At 62.9% G+C, this 21,752-nt stretch carries 15 protein-coding genes; 8 read left to right on the top strand and 7 right to left on the bottom strand.

The features are described from left to right. Positions 1–13: 13 nt before the first annotated feature. Positions 14–634: a ribonuclease D gene (locus AC1RZR_RS10200; protein WP_481828423.1), complete on the bottom strand. Its 621-nt coding sequence runs from the start codon at positions 632–634 to the stop codon at positions 14–16. Between the two features lie 122 nt (positions 635–756). Further along, positions 757–2,142 (bottom strand): M20/M25/M40 family metallo-hydrolase, encoded by a 1,386-nt coding sequence (locus tag AC1RZR_RS10195; RefSeq protein ID WP_481828422.1) that lies wholly within the window; start codon positions 2,140–2,142, stop codon positions 757–759. Positions 2,143–2,567: 425 nt separating this feature from the next. Here AC1RZR_RS10195 and polA point away from each other — a divergent pair, with 425 nt between their 5' ends. Then, positions 2,568–5,534, top strand: coding sequence for a DNA polymerase I (gene polA, locus AC1RZR_RS10190; RefSeq protein WP_481829051.1), 2,967 nt, complete (start codon positions 2,568–2,570; stop codon positions 5,532–5,534). Next, a complete protein-coding gene (locus AC1RZR_RS10185) occupies positions 5,491–6,009 on the top strand; it encodes a macro domain-containing protein (protein ID WP_481828421.1) in 519 nt (172 codons plus the stop codon). The genes polA and AC1RZR_RS10185 overlap by 44 nt, the downstream gene beginning before the upstream one ends. 1 nt (position 6,010) lies before the next feature. On the opposite strand, the gene AC1RZR_RS10180 is transcribed toward AC1RZR_RS10185, so the two are convergent. After that, positions 6,011–6,415: a Fur family transcriptional regulator gene (locus AC1RZR_RS10180; RefSeq protein WP_095084745.1), complete on the bottom strand. Its 405-nt coding sequence runs from the start codon at positions 6,413–6,415 to the stop codon at positions 6,011–6,013. A gap of 261 nt (positions 6,416–6,676) precedes the next feature. On the opposite strand from AC1RZR_RS10180, the gene AC1RZR_RS10175 reads away from it, so the two are divergent. The 5 genes from AC1RZR_RS10175 to amrB all read left to right on the top strand — a co-directional run bounded on the left by AC1RZR_RS10175 (position 6,677) and on the right by amrB (position 14,768). Next, positions 6,677–8,881 (top strand): caspase family protein, encoded by a 2,205-nt coding sequence (locus tag AC1RZR_RS10175; protein WP_481828420.1) that lies wholly within the window; start codon positions 6,677–6,679, stop codon positions 8,879–8,881. A gap of 142 nt (positions 8,882–9,023) precedes the next feature. Continuing rightward, positions 9,024–9,347, top strand: a complete 324-nt coding sequence (locus tag AC1RZR_RS10170) for a hypothetical protein (RefSeq protein WP_477278003.1) — start codon at positions 9,024–9,026, stop codon at positions 9,345–9,347. Next, positions 9,344–10,048 carry a DUF4760 domain-containing protein gene (locus AC1RZR_RS10165; RefSeq protein WP_481828419.1) on the top strand — a complete coding sequence of 235 codons (705 nt, stop codon included), beginning with the start codon at positions 9,344–9,346 and terminating at the stop codon, positions 10,046–10,048. Before AC1RZR_RS10170 ends, AC1RZR_RS10165 begins: the two co-directional genes overlap by 4 nt. Before the next feature lie 17 nt (positions 10,049–10,065). Beyond that, positions 10,066–13,086: a caspase family protein gene (locus AC1RZR_RS10160; RefSeq protein WP_481828418.1), complete on the top strand. Its 3,021-nt coding sequence runs from the start codon at positions 10,066–10,068 to the stop codon at positions 13,084–13,086. Then, positions 13,083–14,768 (top strand): AmmeMemoRadiSam system protein B, encoded by a 1,686-nt coding sequence (amrB, locus tag AC1RZR_RS10155; protein ID WP_481828417.1) that lies wholly within the window; start codon positions 13,083–13,085, stop codon positions 14,766–14,768. Before AC1RZR_RS10160 ends, amrB begins: the two co-directional genes overlap by 4 nt. Here the strand turns inward: amrB and AC1RZR_RS10150 are convergent, their stop codons facing one another. Both AC1RZR_RS10150 and AC1RZR_RS10145 read right to left on the bottom strand, forming a co-directional pair. Continuing rightward, positions 14,769–16,682, bottom strand: a complete 1,914-nt coding sequence (locus AC1RZR_RS10150) for an MORN repeat-containing protein (RefSeq protein WP_481828416.1) — start codon at positions 16,680–16,682, stop codon at positions 14,769–14,771. It lies immediately after the preceding gene. A gap of 70 nt (positions 16,683–16,752) precedes the next feature. Continuing rightward, positions 16,753–17,847 (bottom strand): trypsin-like serine peptidase, encoded by a 1,095-nt coding sequence (locus AC1RZR_RS10145; protein ID WP_477278013.1) that lies wholly within the window; start codon positions 17,845–17,847, stop codon positions 16,753–16,755. A gap of 349 nt (positions 17,848–18,196) precedes the next feature. Here AC1RZR_RS10145 and AC1RZR_RS10140 point away from each other — a divergent pair, with 349 nt between their 5' ends. Further along, the gene (locus tag AC1RZR_RS10140) at positions 18,197–19,294 is read left to right on the top strand and encodes a S1 family serine peptidase (protein ID WP_481828415.1); all 1,098 of its coding nucleotides are present in this window, start codon (positions 18,197–18,199) and stop codon (positions 19,292–19,294) included. 142 nt (positions 19,295–19,436) lie between these two features. On the opposite strand, the gene mgrA is transcribed toward AC1RZR_RS10140, so the two are convergent. Further along, a complete protein-coding gene (gene mgrA, locus AC1RZR_RS10135; RefSeq protein WP_481828414.1) occupies positions 19,437–20,483 on the bottom strand; it encodes an L-glyceraldehyde 3-phosphate reductase in 1,047 nt (348 codons plus the stop codon). 122 nt (positions 20,484–20,605) lie between these two features. After that, the gene (locus tag AC1RZR_RS10130; protein WP_481828413.1) at positions 20,606–21,748 is read right to left on the bottom strand and encodes a Gfo/Idh/MocA family protein; all 1,143 of its coding nucleotides are present in this window, start codon (positions 21,746–21,748) and stop codon (positions 20,606–20,608) included. Positions 21,749–21,752 lie beyond the last annotated feature (4 nt).

Below are 21,752 nucleotides of genomic sequence, written 5' to 3'. Positions count from 1 at the left end.
CCTCGCGCGGGCTTCAGCTGTGGGCGAAGATATCCTCTTCGCCCCAGCCCATCAGATCGAGTTTGGCACGCGTCGGCAGGAAGCGGAAGCAGGCATCGGCCTCCTTGGTCCGCCCCTCTCGCGCCAGCCGTCCGGCCAAGACATCGCGCAATCGGTGCAAATAGAGCACATCGGAAGCGGCATATTCGAGCTGTTCGGGCGACAGCGTTTCGGCCGCCCAGTCCGACGATTGCTGCGCCTTGGACAGGCCGACGCCGAGAAGCTCGAAGCAGATATCCTTCAGCCCGTGCCGGTCGGTGTAGGTGCGGGTCAGCCGCGAGGCGATCTTGGTGCAGAACACCGGCTCGGGCATCACCCCGAACGCATTGTAGAGCACGGCAAGATCGAAGCGCCCGTAGTGGAACAGCTTGGTCACGCTGCGATTTCTCAGCAGGCTGACGAGGTTCGGCGCCTTCTTCTGGCCGGGCGCAATCTGGATCACGTCGGCGGTGCCGTCGCCCGGCGAAATCTGCACCACGCACAGCCGGTCGCGATGCGGGTTCAGCCCCAGCGTCTCGGTGTCGATGGCCACCGCCCCGACATCGTAGTGCGAAAGATCGGGCAGGTCATTCTTGTGGAAACGGATGTCGGCCATTGTCTTCTCCGGTCGAACCTTGGCGTCCCTTGACCGGCAAGGGACGCCGCGGCGCTTTATCTCGTGGCCCGTCCTCGCCGCGATCCGCTGAAAAATCAACAGGAAAACTTGGGTGCCACTGCTCAGAGCGTCAACGCTTCGAGAATCCGCGCCCAGGAGCGCTGGCCCTTGTGGAAGGAGCTCAGCTCGTATTTCTCGTTGGGCGAGTGGATGCGGTCGTCGTCGAGGCCGAAGCCGACCAGCAGCGATTCCATGCCGAGATAGGTCTGGAAATCGCCGACCACCGGGATCGAGCCGCCGCTGCCCGTCGTCACCGCCGGCTTCGGCCATTCGTCGGACAGCGCGTTCTTGGCCTTGGCCAGGAACGGCGAGTCGTAGGAAAGCTGGATTGCCGGCGAGCCGCCATGCCGGTGGAATTCGACCGAACAGTCGGCCGGAATGCGCTCCTTGACGAATTTCTGGAACGCGGCGCGGATCTTGGCCGGGTCCTGCTTGTGGACGAGGCGGAAAGAGACCTTCGCCGAGGCTTCCGCCGCGATTACCGTCTTGAAACCCTTGCCGGTATAGCCGCCGATAATGCCGTTGAACTCGGCCGTCGGCCGCGCCCAGGTCAATTCCAGCACCGAGCGGCCCTTCTCACCCGACGGGATCGACAGGCCGACGGGACCCAGGAATGTCTCGGCCGTTTCGCCAAGCGTTTCCCATGATTTCAGGATCTGCGACGGCGTTTCCTCGACGCCGTCATAGAAACCGGGGATGGTGATATGGCCATCCTTGTCGTGGATATCGGCCAAAACCTTGGCCAAGATGCGGATCGGGTTGGCGGCGGCACCGCCATAGAGGCCGGAATGCAGGTCGCGATCTGCGGCCTTCACCGTGATCTCTTCACCGACCAATCCACGCAATCCGACGCAGATCGACGGCGTATCGCGGTCCCACATGCCGGTATCGCAGACCAGCGCGAAATCGGCCTTGAGTTCGTCGGCATTGGCCTCGAGGAACGGCTTCAGCGACGGTGAGCCGGATTCCTCCTCGCCCTCGAACAGGATGGTGATGCGGCACGGCAAATTGCCATGCGCCTGCTTCCAGGCGCGGCAAGCCTCGACGAATGTCATCAACTGGCCCTTGTCGTCGGCCGAACCACGCCCGGTGATCACCTTGCGACCGGGCTCGACCTCCTTGACCGCGGGCGCGAACGGGTCGCTTTCCCACAATTCGATCGGATCGACCGGCTGCACGTCGTAGTGGCCGTAGAACAGCACATGCGGCGAACCGGCTGGTCCGTCATGATGCGCAACGACCATCGGGTGTCCGGGCGTGTCGCGAACGCCGGCGTCGAAGCCGATCACCTTGAGCTCGGCCACCAGCCATTCCGCAGCCTTGCGGCAGTCGGTGGCATAGGCCGGATCGGTGGAGATCGACTTGATCCTGAGCAGGCCGAACAGGCGCTCGAGGCTCTGGTCGAGATTCGTGTCGAGACGGTCGAGGACGGGAGAAACTGCGGACATTTTTTGCAAGCCTTTCGATTCAGAACCGCGACCGTAAAGGCAGGACAGGAAAACGAAAAGCCCGCGATCATTGGACCACGGGACTGTGAACGCCTGTCGAACGACAAAAAAAGACCGCCGTGGTGGAGGGGGAACCACGGCGGCCTTCTACTCGAAACGATGCGGCAGCCCGGAGAGGGGGGATAGGCTGCCGCAGGTGTCCGGGATAGGCGGGGGACGGGCCTTACTCCGGACTCGGCGAAAACTGCCGATGACCTTTATTTGTGTCTTTGAACGTGGCGATTCAAGGGCACGAAAATTACACTTTTGTAACATGGCCGTGAGCCGGCCGGCCCGCGGCCGTTCTGTCAGGGTGTTGCCGGAACCAATATTTGAGGCTGCCTTTGGCATGGACCGCAGCATCGAGCCGCGCTATCCCTGCCGACATGAAAAAAGGCGATCATCTCTTCCTTATCGACGGCTCCGGCTACATCTTCCGTGCCTACCACGCACTGCCTCCGCTGACCCGCAAATCCGACGGTCTGCCGGTCGGGGCCGTTTCCGGCTTCTGCAACATGCTGTGGAAGCTGATGCTGGATGCCCGCAACACCGATGTAGGCATTGTGCCCACGCATTTCGCCGTCATCTTCGACTATTCGTCAAAAACCTTCCGCAACGATCTCTACCCCGAATACAAGGCCAACCGCTCGGCGCCGCCGGAAGACCTGATCCCGCAATTCGGCCTGATCCGCCAGGCGACCAGGGCGTTCAACCTGCCTTGCATCGAGATCGAAGGCTATGAGGCCGACGATCTCATCGCCACCTATGCAAGGCTCGCCTGCGAGGCGGGCGGTGACACCACCATCATCTCCTCCGACAAGGACCTGATGCAACTGGTTGGCGCCACGGTCGGCATGTACGACCCGATGAAGGACCGCCAGATCGGCATTCCGGAAGTCATCGAGAAATGGGGCGTGCCGCCGGAAAAGATGGTCGATCTGCAGGCGCTGACCGGCGACTCCGTCGACAATGTGCCTGGCGTGCCCGGCATCGGCCCGAAGACGGCGGCGCAGTTGCTGGAGCAGTTCGGCGACCTCGACGGCCTGCTTGCCCGCGCCAGCGAGATCAAGCAGGACAAAAGGCGCGAATCGATTATCGCCAATGCCGATAAGGCGCGCATTTCACGCCAGCTGGTGACGCTGAAGAACGATGTGCCGGTGTCCGAAGGACTGGACGACTTCGTCCTGCACGCGCCGGACGGGCCGAAGCTGATCGGCTTCCTCAAGACCATGGAGTTCACCTCGCTGACCCGCCGCGTGGCGGAGGCGACCGGCACCGAGGCCGGCGACGTCCAGGCCGTCGCGGTGACCGTCGAGCGTGCCGACGCCGCGCATGGCCCGGATGTCGGATCTGGTGCGCCCGCCGTTGCCCGAAGCGCGGCCGGCACCGAACTGGGGCAGGCCGGCGGAGCTGCTACCACACCGGCGACGGAAACGCCAAAGCAGGGCGACACCCCTTCCCTGCTCGCCGCGCTCCGGTTGGAGAGCGCGGCCACTCGCAAGATCGATACGTCGGCCTATCACCGCATCCGCGATGTCGCGACCTTGAAAGCCTGGGTCGCCGAGGCAACCGAGACCGGCCTTGCTGCTTTCGACGTGAGGGCGACGTCGGCCGATCCGATGCAAGCCGAGTTGATCGGCATGTCCATCGCCACAGCGCCTGGTCGCGCCGCCTACATTCCTTTTGCCCACAAGAGCGGCAACGGTGACCTGCTCGGTGGCGGCGTAGTCGAAAACCAGATCCAGCTTCGGGAGGCGCTGGCCGTGCTGAAACCGCTGCTGGAAGACAAGTCGGTTCTCAAGATCGCGCAGAACCTGAAATACGATCTTGTCGTCATGAGCCGCTATGGCATCGATGTAGCGCCCTTTGACGACACCATGCTGATCTCCTATGTGCTCGATGCCGGCACCCCTCATGGTCACGGCATGGACTCGCTTGCCGAGAAATGGCTTGGCCACACCCCTCTCCAGCTCAAGGACGTGACCGGCTCCGGCAAAAGCTCCGTTGGTTTCGATCAGGTCGACATCAACAGGGCGACCGCTCACGCCGCCGAAGACGCCGATGTGACGCTGCGGCTCTGGCTGGTGCTGAAGCCACGGCTCGCCGCCAAGGGCCTGGTGTCGGTCTACGAGCGGCTGGAGCGGCCGCTGGTGCCTGTCCTGGCGCGCATGGAACAGCGCGGCATTTCGGTCGACCGGCAGATCCTATCGCGGCTCTCGGGTGAGCTGGCGCAGGGCGCCGCCCGGCTGGAAGAGGAAATCTACCAACTCGTCGGCGAGCGCATCAACATCGGCTCGCCCAAGCAGCTCGGCGACATCCTGTTCGGGCGCATGGGCCTGCCCGGCGGTTCGAAAACCAAGACCGGGCAGTGGTCGACCTCGGCGCAGCTTCTCGAAGACCTCGCCGCCGAAGGCCATGAACTGCCGCGCAAGATCGTCGACTGGCGCCAGCTGACCAAGCTGAAATCGACCTACACCGATGCGCTGCCGGGCTTCATCCATCCGGACACCAGGCGCGTCCACACCTCCTATGCGCTGGCGGCGACGACGACGGGCCGGCTGTCATCCTCGGATCCGAACTTGCAGAACATTCCGGTGCGCACCGCCGAAGGCCGCAAGATCAGGACCGCCTTCATAGCCGACAAGGGCAACCGGCTGGTCTCGGCCGACTACAGCCAGATCGAGCTGCGGGTGCTCGCCCATGTCGCCGACATCCCGCAATTGCGGCAAGCCTTCGCCGATGGCGCCGACATCCACGCCATCACCGCGTCGGAAATGTTCAACGTGCCCGTGGAAGGCATGCCCTCGGAAATCCGCCGCCGCGCCAAGGCGATCAATTTTGGCATCATCTACGGCATTTCCGCCTTCGGCCTCGCCAACCAGCTGTCGATCCCACGCGAGGAAGCAGGCAACTACATCAAGAAATACTTCGAGCGCTTCCCCGGCATCCGCGACTACATCGAGGAGACCAAGGCCTATGCCCGCGAGCACGGCTTCGTCGAAACGATCTTCGGCCGCCGCATCCACTATCCTGATATCCGCTCGTCGAACCCTTCACTGCGAGCCTTCAACGAGCGCGCCTCGATCAATGCCCGCCTGCAAGGCACCGCCGCCGACATCATCCGCCGCGCCATGGTGCGCATGGACGAGGCGCTGGAGAATGCGAAGCTCTCCGCCCGCATGCTGCTGCAGGTGCATGACGAGCTGATCTTCGAGACGGTCGAGGCGGAGGTCGAGGCGACGATCCCGGTCGTGCGTCACGTCATGGAAAACGCGGCGATGCCGGCGGTATCGATGTCGGTGCCGCTGCATGTCGACGCCCGAGCCGCCAACAACTGGGACGAAGCGCACTGAAAATCCGATGATTGTCTTTGTCGAGGGGGATTTGCTGGCAGCAAAAGAAAATTATATCGCTCAGGGCGTCGCGGAGGGCAATCAGGAGGGGCTTGGCACCGGCCTCGCACTGAAGATTTCGAGAAAATGGCCCAATGTACAGGCCGCTTTCAAGAAACACGCGCGGGCAGATAAATTTACGGGAGGGCAAGTCTGGGTCCTGAAGCCGGATGGCGAGCAGCCAGGCTTTGTCTATCTGGCGACCCAGCCCGACATGTATCACGCCACACTTCCCTATCTACGCAAAGCGGTTCGTGGGCTTGCCAAGTGGGCTGACAGGAACCTGATAGAATCCGTTGCTTTGCCAAAAATCGGGTCTGGGTTGGGCAAGCTGTCGTGGCAGGACGAGGTTAAGCCCCTGCTTTTGGAGCAACTCACCCCCGGAGCCACGCGATATGTTATTTATGAGACATTCTTGAACGAGTTCGAGACGTAGCTTAGGCGGCCTCAGCCAGGCACTTGGCACACGTCCCGCGAAATTCGATCACCGCCTTCTTGGCGGCAAAGCCTGTCGAGCGCACCCATTCGTCCAGCCGATGGTCGACATCGTGGTCGGACATTTCGGTCACCTGCCCGCATGTGTCGCAGATGGCGAAAGCGGTCATCGAATGGCTGTGGTCATGCGGCTCGGCACAAGCGACGAAGGAGTTGATGCTTTCCAGGCGATGCACGAAGCCGGACTTCACCAGCGTGTCGAGCGCCCGGTAAACCTGCAGCGGCGCGCGAAAACCACGCTCGCGCAGCTGGTCGAGCAAGGTATAGGCGCTGAGCGGCCCGCTGGCGGCCTCGAGTTTCTCGAGCACGCACAGCTGGTTCTTCGTCAGCACATCCCTTGCCGCCATGATCCTGTTCCAACCTGTCTTCCGTCGCTTGCGCATCATTTCCGCGCGCAAACGATCCCTGTCCCAACCAGATAGCGACGAACAGGCATTTTTGCTACTGTTTCCAACATCTCCGCCCGGAAGGCTGTCGACAACCAACCGTCGTCGACCGGAGCGGAGGTAACAGGCGGGTTGCTCTCCGACGCAACATTCAAAATACTGACAAAATCCTCGGCAACAGTTGCCGCGCTTGGAAATTCGATCGGGCTTGGGGAAGCAATCATGATCAAATTGACGCGGCGGACGCTGCTGGTCGGCACGTCCGCGCTCACGATGGCCGGCATGGTGTCGTTCAGGACCATGGCCGCATCGCGCACCTATCATGCGCTGCTGATCGCTTGCACCGAATATCCGAACCTGCCGCAGAGGAACTGGCTGATCGGGCCGAAGAACGATGCCGGCCTCGTCCACGAATATCTGTTGAAGAACGTGCCCGATCCGGTGCGGTTCGCACCGGAGAACGTAACGCTGCTGGCCAAGGATGTCCCGGGCGCCAGCGGCTTGCCGACCCATGCGGCGATCAAGGCTGCATTGGCCGACCTCGCCGCCAAGGTGCAGCACGACGATTTCGTCTATCTGCATTTGTCCGGCCACGGCGCCCAGCAGCCGGAGATGGTCAAGGGCGACGAGACCGACGGGCTCGACGAGATTTTCCTGCCCGTCGACATTGACAAGTGGATCAACCGCGATGCCGGCGTGCCGAATGCGCTGGTCGACAACGAAATTGGTGCTGCGCTCGACGCCATCCGCAACAAAGGCGCCTTCGTCTGGGTGGTGTTCGACTGCTGCCATTCCGGCACCGCGACACGCGCCGTCGAGGTCGACGACGAAATGGAGCGCAAGGTCGAGTTCGCCGAACTGGTCGGCGGCAACGAGGCCGAGCGGGCCGCCGCGATCCAGGCCTACGACGAGGTCACATCGGCCGCCGGCTCGCGCGGCGTCGACGAGAACGGCAAGCGCAAGCCCGCCTTCAACCTGACCCCGACCGGCGGCGAACCGATCACCAAGGGCAAGCTGGTCGCCTTCTATGCCGCGCAGACGGTGGAGACGACGCCGGAGATGCCGCTGCCCAAAGGCGCGACGGATGCACCACGGTTCGGTCTGTTCACCTTCACCATCCTGTCGAAGCTGGCCGAGAACCCCAACATCACCTATCGCCAGCTCGGCCAGGCCGTGCTGCAGCAATATTCGGCCGACAGCCGCACGCGACCGACACCGCTGTTCGAGGGCGAACTCGACGCACGCGTGTTCGGCACCGACAAGACGGACGCGGTCATGCAGTGGCCTGTTGTCATCAAGGACGGTGACGCGACGATCGGCGCCGGCCTGTTGCATCGCCTCACCCCCGGCAGCAAGCTCGCCATCCTGCCTTCGGCGCTGTCGCCGCTTTCCGACGCGGTCGGCTATCTCGAAGTGCAGTCTGCCAAGAACCTGGAAAGCCGCGTCAAGCCGGTCGAGTTCAACAACAAGCCGGTGCTCAAGCTCGCCGACATTCCCGCCGATGCCTATGCGAGGGTGGCCGAGATCGCCGTCGACTACAAGCTCGTCGTCGCGCGGCCGGCCGCGACCAAGGGACTTGAGAAGGAAACTGCTCTCGTCAATTCGGTTCTCGACGAACTGGCCACGGCCAAGGAGACCGGCTTCAACATCGAACTGGTCGACCCCGGCAACAGCGCCGAGCTTCGCTTCGCGGTGATGCGCGAGAATGCCATTGCAGGTGCGGCCAAGGACGCGACCGACAAGCCCGCACTGTGGTTCCTGCCGGCGTCGGGCGACGTGACCCTGAAGGACGGCAGCAAGCCACCGCTGATCATCATCCACATGGATGACCGGCAGAAGCTGGTCGAGGCGACGACCCGAAATCTGCGCACCATCTTCCGCGCCACCGGGCTGTCGCGGCTGGCGGCCGCCTCCGATTACAAGCCCGAGGACGTCGACGTCCAGTTCCAGGTCAAGCGTCGCGACAAGGATGGCCTCGAACCGTTGCAGGCTTCGGTGGTGCCTCGCGTCTCGCCGGGCGACGAAGTGCATGTGCTGGCCAGGAACGGCTCTGATCTTCTGGTCGACATCAACGTGCTCTATGTCGGCAGCGACTATTCGATCACCCACATCGTCGCCGAACGCCTCGCGCCGCAAGCCACGCTCGAGGAGGGACTGCTGGCCTTCACGGACACCAGCTTCGGCATGGAAAGGATGATCGCGGTTTTGACCGAGGCGCCGCCGGAGAGCGAGAAGGAGGATTTGAGCTTCCTGGCGCAGGATGGCGTCGCATCGATGACGCGCGGCTTGGGGCCTGCCAGCTTCTCGGACATGTTGACCGATCTCGGCATGGCGCCGGCAACCCGCTCGGTGATGCGGCTTGCCGACAAGAGCGGCCCGAAGGGCGCGGTGATGATCTTCCCGATGGAGACGGTGCCACGCGCCTGAAGACTCTTGCGCGATCGGCGCGATATGAGAACATTCCGGCCGCGGCCATGGCGCAGGCGGCCGAATGAAGCGGATAGGATCGATTGTGAAGAACTCTGTGTTTTCCTGGCGTGGAACGATTGCCGGCCTTGCCGGCAGCCTGATGCTGATCGCCAATGCTTCGGCCGACGAGGCCTGTGGCCTGTGTGCCAAGCAGATCGTCACCAACTCGGAACTGGCCACCTGTTTTCTCGATCAGTACGACCAGATCGCCAAAAGCAGCAGCGGCGCCGTTGTCGTCGATCTCAGCAACTGCGCCTCGCGCGGCGTGGTCGAGGCGTTGCCGTCACCGAACAAGGGGCCGGCGGAGCCCGATGTTCAGTTCATGATTTCGCGCCTGCAGCTGGAATGCCTGAAAAAGAAGCTGGAGGCGCCCGGTATCGTGCTGGACCCCTCCGCCGTCATCGAACTGGACAGCTGCGGATGAAGAAGCCGACGGGCAACGCCAGAACAGTAGCTGCCGCGCCTGCAAAGGCGCCAGCCACGAAACCGGCGCTGCCGGAAACCACCGAAGGTTTTCCGTGGCCGAGCAGCCACGAGATCAAGAAGGAAGCGAACCCCTTCACCGACCGCGACTGGCGCATGCTGGTCTATGCCTGGTCGGGCCTTCTGGTGCGTCTGGCCATCATCTTCACCTTGATGTTCTCGGTTTACCAGTTCCTGGCCAACCAGGAGCAGAAGCGCGTCGAGCAGACCATGTCGCTGGTTGAGCTCTGGGAAACCAAGGACTACCAGCAGGCGCAGCGCGCCCTGAAAGATCGTCTTGCAGCCCTCAACGCCAAATACGACAATCTGCTCAGCGCCAACCCGTCGCCGACCGAAGAACAGGTGTTCCGGCAGCGGATCGGCATCGAGGCGATGACCGCCACTGGTGGCGACATGCCACTTGCCGATTTCAGCGAAAATTTCGACCGCATTGTCTATTTCCTCAACCGCCTGTCCTTCTGCGTCGACGGCGATCTGTGTTCGCGCAAAGTGACCGATGCTTATTTCCGCGACTATGCCGTCTCGTTCTGGAGTTATTTTGCCGGCTATGTCGACAAGCAGCGCAGGGCGGGTTCGCCCACTTTCGCCTCGGCGATCGAGGCCTATGTGCGCAATGGGCCGCCTGCTGCCGAAGCCAAGTAGCGATGGGAAAATTCGCCATGAGCGTCCGCCTCATGCGCGCCTGCCGCTGGCTGGCAATGGCCGGTGCGCTTGTTGTCTCATCGGCTGCTCGCGCCGAAGAGGCGCCTGACTTCCACCTCGATCTCGACACCGGCGGCCACAGTGCGCAGGTCACCGACCTCGCCTTCACGCCCGACGGCGAGGACATCGTCTCGGCATCGAACGACAAGACCATCCGCATCTGGGACTGGCAGAGCGGGGTGACGCTGCGCACCATTCGCGGCTATCTCGGCAACGGCAGCGACGGCAAGATCTTCGCGGTCGCGGTCTCGCCGGATGGCAAGACGATCGCCGCCGGCGGCTATTTCGGCGCCAGCCTCGGGGACAAGCCGCCTTATGGCGACATCAGGCTTTTCGACTTCGCCACCGGCAAGATGAAGGCGGTGCTCACGGCCGCCGACTACGCGACCTACGACCTCAGCTTCTCTCCCGATGGCAAAACCCTGGCCGCCGGTGGCGCCGATGGCGTGGTCTATCTCTGGCGGCTGGACGACAAGTCCGCGACCGGCTGGGCGCTGGACAAGAAGCTCGATGCCGATTCCTGGCACATCGACAAGCTCGCCTTCGCAGCGGCGGGAACCCGGCTGGTGGCGACCACCACCGACAACGGCATCCGGCTCTGGGACGTCGCGAAGGGCGAGGAGATCGTCTTGCCGGCCGACGCCGAGCCGCTGCGGGACATCAGTGTCATGGCGCTGGCTGTGTCGCAGGACGGCAGCCTGTTTGCCACCGGCAGCAAGGGCGGGCAGGTGCAGCTCTGGCACGCCGCCGACGGCACGCTGATGCGCGCAATGCCGAAGCAGGATTTCCTTATCGGCTCGCTGACCTTTGCCAAGGGGGCGCGGCTGGTCGCCTCCTGCGGCTATCGCTGCGCCGACAAGCACCGCTCCTTCGTCTGGAACACCGACACCGGCGAGAAGGTGCTCGACTACACCGGTCATGACGGCACCGTCTATGCCAGCACTACCAATACCGACGGCTCGCTGGTGGCGACCGCCGGCGGCACCCGCAACGCCATCCAGGTCTGGGACCCCGCGACCGGCGAGCGCAAGGCGCTGCTGCAGGGAGTGGGCGAACCGGTGACCGCCGTCGGCATCGACGTGGCAAACGAAGTCATCGCCTGGAGCAACGCCAACCCATGCCCCGAGCGCGTTTCCTGTCCGGAAGAACAGGGCGCGCTGGACAACAGGCTGGTGCTACCAACCACCGAGCGTTTCTTCGAGGACCCGCAGCCGCTGACGGAGCCGGGCTCATTTGCCCGCGCCGCTCTGGCCGACGGCCAGTGGTCGCTGCGCACAGCGCCAGGCGGCAAGGACGCGCTGGAAAACGCCATGCTGGAGATCGCCAATGGCGGCAAGATGGTGCACAGCATCGAGAACGATGCCACCAACGGCTTTGTCCATTCGGCCTATACGCTGATCGACAATGGCCTTGGGGTGATCACCGGCGGCAGTGATGGCACGCTGATCGAATACCGGACCGCGACCGCGAAAGTGTCTGGCGAGTTCACCGGCCATACCGGCGAGATCAACGCCATGGTTGCTTCCGATAAAGCTGGTCTTCTGATTACCGGCAGTGCCGACCAGACGCTCCGGCTGTGGAACCTGAAGACGCATGAGCTGATCGTCTCGATGTTCTTTGCCGGCTCGCAATGGATCGCCTGGATGCCGCAGGGCTTCTACTATTCCTCCGACGAGGGCGACAAGCTGATCGGCTGGCAGGTCAACCAGGGCCGCGACCATGAGGGCCGCTTCATCCGCGCCGGCCAGTTGAAGAAATATCTCTGGAGCCCGGAAATGGTACGCCGGGCCATCATCCTGCGCAGCGCCAAACAGGCGGTCAGAGAGATGCGTCCGGGCGTCGACAACGAGCTGCAAAAGCTGCTGCAGCGCAAGCCGCCGGAATTCTACATCCGCCTCGCTGACGACCAGAGCAAGGTGCGTGACGGCTATGTCGCCGTCGAGATCACGGGTGCCAGGGAGGGCGGGACCGATGTCGCTGGCTTCTCGATCCTGTCGAACAGCCGCAATGTCGGCGACGTCACCGCCCGCTCGGTGGTGGATGGCAACAGCACCACCGTCGAGATACCGGTCGAGAATGGCGAAAACACCATCCGCATCACCGGCACCAACGAATTCGGTTATCTGACCGAACGCAGCGTAATAGCGCTGGCAAGAAAGACCGAGAAGGCCGAGGCCAGGGGCAAGCTCTATGTCGCGGTCATTGGCGTCGACAAATATCCGTTCCTGACCGACGCCTGTTCGGGCCACGCCTGCGACCTGCGCTATCCCGTCGATGATGCCACCGAGTTTCTCAAGGTGATTTCGCAGAAATCGGCACCGCTGTTCTCATCCATGGAGACGCTGGTTCTGGTCAACCGTGAAGCGCTCGACGAGGCCCCCGACAAGGCCAGGCAGACCTATACAATCGCCAGCGCCGACACCGTCATGGAGCCCGACTCCGACACGATCGACGATCAGCTCGCCGATTTCCTCGACAGACCGGGCGAGCACGACACCACCATCATTTTCGTCGCCGGCCACGGCATCAACATCGACGAGGATTACTATTTCATCCCGACCGACGGCCGCAAACAGGATGCCGAGCGCTGGAAGCGCTCGTCGCTTGTCGACTGGTCGGACATCCAGAAATCGGTTGAGCGGGCCAAGGGCATGCGCTTCATGCTGCTCGACACCTGCCATGCCGCCAACGCCTTCAATCCGCGCCTGGAGAAGGACGCGCAGGACGCACGCATCGTCGTGTTTTCGGCCACCGCCGCCAACAACACCGCCGCCGAACTGCCGGAACTCGGCCACGGCGTCTTCACCTATTCGATCCTCGAAGGGCTGCGCGGCAAGGCGAGGACGTCCGATGGCGGCGTCACGCTGTTCGGCCTTGCCGACTACATTTCGCGCGAAGTGGTGCGGCTGACATCGTCCAAGCAAAAGCCGTTCTATTATGTCGGCGGCGTGGAGAACATCGTCCTGGCCGAACCATGATGGTCCGCCTGCTGACGATCATCGTCTTTTTCTTTATCGCCAGCGGCGCGACACGGGCCGCCCCTGTCGTCTGCCAGCCAGGCACCAAAAACTTCCCGCCCTTCTATGACGACGCCACGCTGTTCAAGGATGCCATCGCCAGCGTCGCCAATGTCGAGCCTTCCAACCAGCGGCTCACCGGCATCACCGTTCCGCATCATCTCTTGGCCGCAGACCTCGTGGCGCTCGGGTTCCGGGCGGCCTCCGGCTTCCGTTACAAGCGCATCATCATCCTGTCGCCGGACCATTTCCACAAGACGCACAAACTGTACGCCACCACGCTGCGCGGCTTCGATACCGTGCTTGGCCCGGTCCCCGCCGACGTACAGGCGGTGCGCCGCCTTGAGACGAACAGCGACATGGTCGAGGAGTCCTGCATGTTCGACAAGGAGCATGGCGTGCGCGCCATGCTGCCTTTCCTGCATCATTATTTTCCCGAGGCGGAAATCGTCCCCGTGGCGATGTCGGTGAAGGCGCGCCGTGGCGACTGGGACAGGCTGGCCGAGGCCCTGAAGCCCATCGTCGACCAGGACACGCTGATTGTCGAATCCACCGACTTCTCGCACTATCTGCCCCAGCACGACGCACGACGCTTCGACCAGCAGACGCTCAACATGCTGGCCGCCGGATCGCTGGACGGCATAGCGGCGCTTCGCCAGCCGGATCACGCCGATTCCGTCGGTGCGCTCTACATCCAGACCAGGCTGCAGCGCGAACTGTTCGGCGCCCAGCCACTGGTTGTCGCCAACGAGAACTCGCAGGAACACACCTCGGACTATGTCGAGCGGACCACCAGCTATGTGGTGGCGCTGTTCGGCGCCTTCGGTCCCGGCTTCAACAACCCGGCACGGCCAAAGGACAGGATCTACTATCTGGCCGGCGACGTGAATTTCGGCCGCGCTATGAAGAAGATTCTGGTTCGCGACGGCGTCGCCGACCGGATCGTCGACAGCGTTCTGGCCCTCACCGGTTCACGGCCGCTGATCGTCAACCTCGAAGGCGTCATCCTGCCCAACGTGCCGGAAGCGATCGACGACATGACCCTGGCGATGCCGCAAGGTCTGGCTTCCGACATGCTGAAAAGGCTGCATGTCGCCGGCGTCGGGCTCGCCAACAATCACGCCTATGATCTCGGCCCGTCAGGCTATGCCGAGACACTGCGCGCCCTGGACGAGGCCGGCATCCCGCATTTCGGGCAGGGTGAGACGCTGGCGCTTGCCGATCTCGACCTTGTCGGCCTGACCGACATCGACACCAACGGCTCGAAGAACACCGACCTGCTGACGCCTGCCCTGCTCGACCGGCTGCTGCACCAGAATGCCGGGCGGCCGGTGGTCGCCTTCGTCCACTGGGGCCGCGAATACAGGACCGAAGCGTCGGTGCGCGAGGACATGCTTGCAGACCAGATGCGGCTGCGTGGCGTCTCGGCCATCGTCGGCGGCCATCCGCATGTCTCGAGCGAGGCGATCGTTCCGCTAGCCGGCGGCGACGTGGCCGAGGTCTATTCGCTCGGCAATTTCCTCTTCGACCAGAGCGCCGAGCGGTCATCGGGATCGATGCTGGAATTGCACGTCTTCGCCCAGGGCACGATCTATACCCGGCTTTTGCCGCTGCCCAACTATTTTGAGATGGGCCGCAAATAGCTAACCGCAACCGACCATGTCGCGTGGCAGATAGCAGGCCGCCGGCTCGGTTTTGGTCTCGAACAGCGATTGCTTCGGCCGGAAATAGAAGAAGGTCACCGGCTTGCTCTCGCGCACGCTGCCATCGGCGAAGTGCGCGGCGATGCTGAAGCTATGGATCGACGACATCGACGACCACATCTTCAGCCGCGCCGTGTAGGCGCTGATCTTTTTGTTGCCACGCACCGGCATGGCGATGGTGTAGTCATGCTTGCCGATCGGGAACTCGATGTTCTGGTAGCGCATCGCTTCCGGTGTGCCACCGCCGCCATCGCCGCATTCGGCCATCGATTCCGGGGTCTCGAAAACCGCCATGGTGATGGAGGTGCGGAACGGCTCGCTCTGCTGGTAGACATGACCTTCATCATCCGCCCAGGAATAATCGAACTTGCCGATCGCATTCAGCGTCATCGCCTGTTGCATGTTGCCGAGATAGTCGGCGACCTCGCCGAACTTGATCTTGTTGGTCAGCTGGCTGCGGCAGACATTGAGACTGTCCACCGAAGGACAGGGAAACCGGCCCGTCTCCAGGCTCGCCGTGTCGACACCGGCTTCCGTGAGCACGCTCTTGATCGACACATCGACGCCCTCGCCGAAACTGCCGACCTCCTTGCTGAACATGCGGCTGGGGTCACCGGTCGGGTTGCCTTCGTCATCGACCGTGGTGAACTGGATCGACATCTTCATGTCCTTGGCGTCACCCCAGCCATTGTTGACGATCGAGAAATCCGGCCGGAAGCCGACGCATCCGAAATGCTCAGAGATCGACAGCATCGGCTTGCGATAGGCGTCGCTGGCGGCGACCTTCATTTCCAGACTGTCGAGCTTGACCCTGGACTGGTCTGACGTCTTCAGGTCGACCTCGGCAAAGGCCGGCGCATCCTCCCACTCCATGCCTTCATAGACATTGCTGGTGGTGACCGGGCCGGTGCCGTTCCAGCTGTCATTGTACTGGTCCGCCTGCGGATAGATCGCGATATCTTCGTCGCGCACCAGATGCTGGTACTGCATGTCGGATTGCTGGGTCATGCGCTGGTCGACCGCCACGCCGATCTCGACCTTGTCGGCATCGCCGCCGCCGGTCTGCGCCTTGAGCAATCCGCCGACCCTGGCATCGGCCAGCACGTCGGGTCGCGAGCCGCCGACCTCCTTGCCCATCGCCCATTGCGACTCGTAGACGGTGCCTCCGGCCAGCCGGGTACGGCCCTTGCCGTTCCTCAACCCGTCGACAAATGAGCCGGCAAACATCTCGCCGGTCTTCGACAGCAATCGGCCTTGACCATTCGGCACGCCGGCGACGAACTGCCCCTCGTAGCGGTTACCGTCGGCATCGACATGGATGCCCTTTCCGTTGAGTTCCCCGGCAAGCCAATGCCCGTCGAAAACCTCGCCCGAGCGCAGCTCGAGCCGGCCTTGCCCGTCGGGCCGGCCATTCCGGACGTCACCGAAATAGCTGGAATAAATGGTCTTGGGATCATAGCTCGCCGAGCCGCGCACCCGCCACACCAGCCTGCCCTTGCCGTTGATGGTACCGTCTTCGGCGATCGTCCGGTCGGGCGACTGACCGGCCGCCGGCTCCCAGACGAAGTCGAGATTTTGTTCCGGATGGAAGTCCCACACACGGACCATCCTGCGCAGCACCGAGCGCGTGTCTGCCTGGTACAGGATCTGCACCCGTTCCGCCCAGGCACCGCTGGCAGCCGCGGCGGCCGGATCGGCGAAAGCCGGTGAGACCATCAATGCGGCCAGCAGCGATGCGGCCGCGATCCCCAACACTGCCCTTGCCCGCGCCATCCCTTGAACCCCCTCGGATGCCAACCCCTTGGCCGGATCGAGCGTAGTCGGCGAGCCGGTCGCGTGCAAGAGAAGCCGCATTTGAACCGCGGCACGAAAAAGGCGGCGGGGTTGCCCCGCCGCCTTTTGTTTCAACGCGAATTCCGCAGCGTTATTTATACAGGCTGTTGATCCACTGGACGTTGGCGGCGTTAAGGCGCACGGCGGTGTTCGCGTCGGGGCTTTCCGCCACGTTGACGCCGGTGATGATGCGCTGCTTGGAGTTGTTGTCGTAGGCATAGACCGAACTGCCGCTCGACCCCGGGAACGTGTCGCAGTCATACTGGAAATATTCCGGGGCGATGTTCTCGGCATGCACTTCGCAGCTTGCCTTCCACATCGTGCCCATCGGCTTGTCGCCGGGATAGCCGACGAGGTTGGCGGTGAAGTCGCCCAGATCGTCATAATTGGCGTAGCCCAGCCAGCCGAGGTTGGTGCCGACATCCTGCTTCAGGGTTACGATGCCGAGATCCCACAGAAGGACCGAACCATAATAGCCCTGGTAGTTGTCGATGAAGCCTTGCAGCACATAGGCGCTTTCAAAGGTGAAGGCGCCGAACGGTGCGTCGTCGGCAGTGCTGCCGTTGAGACCTGGCACGAACAGATAATCGGAGAGCCAGTCCTTGTCTTCATGGCTGTAGAGGCAGTGCGCCGCGGTGAGCACCGTGCGCGGGCCGATCAGCGTCGCCGAGCAGCTGCCAAAGCTGCCCGTCTTCGGCGATTTCGCTTCCAGATAACCAATTGCCGAGAACGGATAGGTCTTGGTGTTCTTGACCTGCTCGCGATCGTCGGGCCCGAAAACCTGACGGCCAGCCTCGCCTTCGCCCAGATCGGGATCTTCGGTCTTCCGCGGACCCGCGTCCTTTCCATTGGCCGGCGCATTCAGTTCCTTGATGATAAGGTCCCGCAGCGCTTCGCTTGGCTCGATCTTGATCTCCTTGCCATCGGCGGAACGTCCGACGATGCCATAGGATTTGACAGCCGTTGCCTCGTCAGCAAGCGGCGCGGCGCGGCTGTCTTCGTCAGTCAGCGTCGGCGGCGCAATTGGTTTGGCCCGCCCGGGCTTGTAGTCGCCTGAAGTCACGTCCCGCATGCTTTCGCCATTGCCGGTACTGGCGGAGCCAGGATCGGCGGCGAAACCCGGGGCCGTCCACATCGCAGTGGAAAGCAATGCGGACGCAATGATAGCGTTTGTCAGTTTTGTCATGGTGAGACTCTCCCAAAAGTCAGCAAGGACTTGATCAAAATACAGAAATATTGTCGAGATCGTGGTGAAGCCGAAAAATGAGTTTGGTTACCGGCGCCTGAACCTGATCATCACCCCATGCGGTCTGTCTAAGGCCCCCGCCAAAGATACCCGCGCAGATATACTGCCTAAATTAATACAACATTGGAATGACAATTCGCTTCCACGTAGCCCGTGGGGGGCTATAGGGTTTTGAACGGGTTCCGCACGGGAACGCACTCCGCGAAGCAACGCCTGACTTGCCGGGACTGTTTCGTTGATCATGCGCCGGGGGCTGGCTCGTTCGGGAACGTGTCTCAGGAGGATTCAGGTGCACATCATCCATCGGTTCAGGCCGATCGCCGCCGCGTCGCTGCTCGGCATCGCTGCCGCCCTTGCGGCCGCCAATTCCACCCAGGCGGACGAAGGTGCCGCCCGACCGGAGGCGGCGGTCTCGCCGATCAACCGTGTCGCCGATGCCAGGGCGAAAGCCGCGGCGGAAAATCCCGACGGCGCCGATCGCGTCTATGGCGGCAACCAGGCCGAAAAGGGCGCCTATCCTTTCCAGGTCGCGCTGCTTACCACCGACAGGCTGGACGAGAACCCGGCCTCGCAGGCCAATGCGCAATTCTGCGGCGGCAGCCTGATCGCGCCGCAATGGGTGCTGACGGCGGCGCACTGCCTCAACGACAAGGGCCGGCCGATCTCGCCGGATGCCGTCACCGTGCTGACCGGCGCCACCGATCTCAGCGAGGGCAAGCGCCACAAGGTGGTGGAGGTCATCGTCAACGAAGGCTACAGCGAGCAGACGCTCGACAGCGACCTCGGCCTGCTCCGGCTTGCCGAGCCGGCCGATGCGCCGACCATCAAGCTTACCCATGACGCGACCCCCGACACCGGCAAGACGACCGTCACCGGCTGGGGCAAGATGCAGGATGGCACCTTTCCAACCACGCTGATGGTTGCCGATCTCGACCTGCAGCCGAACCAGGCCTGCAACAGCGGCATCAAAGCCATCTACGCGCATGATCTGAAGGCAGCGTTGGGCGATCTGTCCCACCGCATGCGCTATTCGGAAAAGGGCATCGATGCGGCCGCCAATGCGATCGCCGCCGACATGACCGACCCGCTGACCAGCAACATGATCTGCGCCGGTACCACCAGCGGCGTGCGCGATGCCTGCAATGGCGACAGTGGCGGCCCACTGTTCATGACCGGCGCCGACGGCCCGGTCCAGGTCGGCGTCGTCAGCTGGGGCGAAGGCCCGGCGGACGGGAGTGCGGCCTGTGGCCACAAGGACGCCTACGGCATCTACACACGGCTGGCCAACTACACGAGCTGGATCGATGCGAAGATGAAGACCTCGGCACCGGCACCGGAAAAGCCCAAGGCTGGGCTAGGCACTGCACAGAAGCCGAAGACGCCCTGAGGCCCGGCCATCAGCTTTTGCATGAAAAACGGCGGGAGAGGTTCCCGCCGTTTTGTTTTGCCGGCTTGTCAGGAGCAGTTCCAGGAAAGTCTGTGACGGTTTTCCGTCCGGAATTGCGCAAAACAAATAACAAGAGCGTGGCTTATTTCCTCGGCGGGCCTTTGCGTTCGGCCGAAGCCGCCCACAGATTGATGTCGGACTCGCGCGCGTAGGTATCGATCTCGGCGAGTTCGGCATCGCTGAAGTCGGGCACCTTGAGCGCGCCAACGCAGTCCTCGACCTGCTCCGACCGGCTGGCTCCGATCAGCGCCGAGGTCACCTTGCCCTTGCGCAGCACCCAGGCCAGCGCCATCTGCGCCAGCGTCTGCCCGCGCTTGCCGGCAATGGCGTCAAGCGCCTTGATGTTGGCGATGGTCTTGTCGTTGATGAAGGCTGTTCTCAGCGACTTGCCTTGCGAGGCACGACTGCCGTCGGGAATGCCGCCGAGATATTTGTCGGTCAGCATGCCTTGCGCCAGTGGCGAGAACACGATGGAGCCGACGCCGAGCCCTTCGAGCGTGTCGAGCAGGCCGTCTTCCTCCACCCAGCGGTTGAGCATCGAATAGCTCGGCTGGTGAATGACACAGGGCGTGCCGAGCTGCTTCAAGATGTCGGCGGCCTCACGCGTGCGCTGCGAATTGTAGGACGAGATGCCGGCGTAGAGCGCCTTGCCCGAGCGCACGGCATGGTCGAGCGCGCCCATCGTTTCTTCAAGCGGCGTATCGGGGTCGAAGCGGTGCGAATAGAAGATATCGACATAGTCGAGCCCCATCCGCTTCAGGCTCTGGTCGAGGCTGGCCAGCATGTATTTGCGCCCGCCCCATTCACCGTAAGGTCCGGCCCACATCTCGTAGCCGGCCTTGGTCGAGATGATCAGCTCGTCGCGGTAGCCGGCGAAATCGGTGCGCAGGATTTCGCCGAAAGCGGTTTCTGCCGAGCCGGGCGGCGGACCGTAGTTGTTGGCGAGGTCGAAATGCGTGATGCCGAGATCGAACGCCTTGCGCGCGATCGCCTGCTTGGTTTTGTGCGGCGTGTCATTGCCGAAATTGTGCCACAGCCCCAGCGAGATCGCTGGCAGCTTCAGGCCAGAGCGGCCACAGCGGTTGTAGACCATTTTTTCGTAGCGGTTTTCGGCGGGGATGTAGGGCATCGGAAAATCCTCAAATGGAAGCGAGCCAGTCGGCTGCCATCGCGACAACGCGGCGAGTCGGGCTCTGCCCCCCACCCTTATCCTCTCCCCGTCGGAACGGGGAGAGGGTTGAGGCACGTGGCCTACTTCTTCTTCGCCAGCAGCTCCTTGGCTTCCTTGACGCCAAGTGCGGCCGGCCGTTCGCAACTGGTTTGCATGGCGACGAACTTGCCGGTTTCACCGGAGCGCAGCAGGCCGGTCATGACGTCGACGGCATGCAGCGCCAGTTCCATCGAGCAGCGGTGCGGCCGGCCTTCCGCGATCGCCACCGCCATGTCGGCGAGACCGGCGGTGCGGTAGTTGGCCATCATGCCTTGCGAATGCATCTCGTTGGGAACGCCGAACGGGTGCTGCCATTTCGGCAGCTTCTTGACCGGCTTGCTGTCTTCGGTGAAGCGCACGTCGCCACCGAAGAAATTCGGATCAGGCACGAACACCGTACCCGTCTCGCCATAGAGTTCCATCGGCGCGTGACCATGGGCCCAGACGTCCCAGCTGGTGTTAAGCGTGATCACGGCGCCGTTCTTGAACTCCAGCAGGCCATGGATCGTCGTCGGCGTGTTGACCGGGATCTTTTCGCCCGCGCGCGGCTTTGAACTGATGGTGCGTTCCTTGGCCGGCGTCGACGCGAAGGCGGCGACCTGTTTCACCGGTCCAATCAGCTGGATCAGATTGGTGATATAGTACGGGCCGATGTCGAGCACCGGTCCCGCGCCCGGCTGGAAGAAGAAGTCGGGATTGGGGTGCCAGTGCTCCATGCCGTGGCCCATGACGTGGCACGTGCCGCTGGTGATCTTGCCGAGCTTTCCGGTGTCGATGAGCTCTCGCACCAGTTGATGGGCACCGCCGAGGAAGGTATCGGGCGCCGAGCCGATGCGCAGCCCTTTCGCCCCGGCGCGTTTCTTCAGGTCGAGCCCTTCCTTGACCGACAGCACGAACGGCTTTTCCGAATAGACATGCTTGCCGGCGTCGAGCACCTGCTTCGACACCTCAAAATGCACCGCCGGGATGGTCAGGTTGACGATGATGTCGATGTCGTCGGCCTTCAACAGATCGTCGACGGTTTCAGCGCGCAGCTTGAACTCCTTCGCGCGTGCCTTCGCCGCATCCATGTTGATGTCGGCACAGGCGCGCATCTCGATGCCGCGAAACAGCGGCGCCAGCGAAAAATACGCCTTCGAGATGTTGCCGCAGCCGATGACGCCGATGCCAAGTTTCTTTGCCATGCTG

Source organism: Mesorhizobium bavaricum (assembly GCF_056781655.1).
The sequence above is the reverse complement of the archived record's forward strand: the minus strand, read 5'-3'. Positions and strand labels throughout refer to the sequence as shown.

Coding starts and splice junctions, on each gene's coding strand:
- AC1RZR_RS10150 (WP_481828416.1), bottom strand. CDS start 16,682: ATGCGGCTTCTCTTGCACGCGACCGGCTCGCCGACTACGCTCGATCCG.
- mgrA (WP_481828414.1), bottom strand. CDS start 20,483: ATGCCCTACATCCCCGCCGAAAACCGCTACGAAAAAATGGTCTACAAC.
- AC1RZR_RS10175 (WP_481828420.1), top strand. CDS start 6,677: ATGATCAAATTGACGCGGCGGACGCTGCTGGTCGGCACGTCCGCGCTC.
- AC1RZR_RS10165 (WP_481828419.1), top strand. CDS start 9,344: ATGAAGAAGCCGACGGGCAACGCCAGAACAGTAGCTGCCGCGCCTGCA.
- AC1RZR_RS10200 (WP_481828423.1), bottom strand. CDS start 634: ATGGCCGACATCCGTTTCCACAAGAATGACCTGCCCGATCTTTCGCAC.
- polA (WP_481829051.1), top strand. CDS start 2,568: ATGAAAAAAGGCGATCATCTCTTCCTTATCGACGGCTCCGGCTACATC.
- AC1RZR_RS10170 (WP_477278003.1), top strand. CDS start 9,024: ATGCTGATCGCCAATGCTTCGGCCGACGAGGCCTGTGGCCTGTGTGCC.
- amrB (WP_481828417.1), top strand. CDS start 13,083: ATGATGGTCCGCCTGCTGACGATCATCGTCTTTTTCTTTATCGCCAGC.
- AC1RZR_RS10145 (WP_477278013.1), bottom strand. CDS start 17,847: ATGACAAAACTGACAAACGCTATCATTGCGTCCGCATTGCTTTCCACT.
- AC1RZR_RS10195 (WP_481828422.1), bottom strand. CDS start 2,142: ATGTCCGCAGTTTCTCCCGTCCTCGACCGTCTCGACACGAATCTCGAC.
- AC1RZR_RS10130 (WP_481828413.1), bottom strand. CDS start 21,748: ATGGCAAAGAAACTTGGCATCGGCGTCATCGGCTGCGGCAACATCTCG.
- AC1RZR_RS10160 (WP_481828418.1), top strand. CDS start 10,066: ATGAGCGTCCGCCTCATGCGCGCCTGCCGCTGGCTGGCAATGGCCGGT.
- AC1RZR_RS10180 (WP_095084745.1), bottom strand. CDS start 6,415: ATGGCGGCAAGGGATGTGCTGACGAAGAACCAGCTGTGCGTGCTCGAG.
- AC1RZR_RS10185 (WP_481828421.1), top strand. CDS start 5,491: ATGTCGACGCCCGAGCCGCCAACAACTGGGACGAAGCGCACTGAAAAT.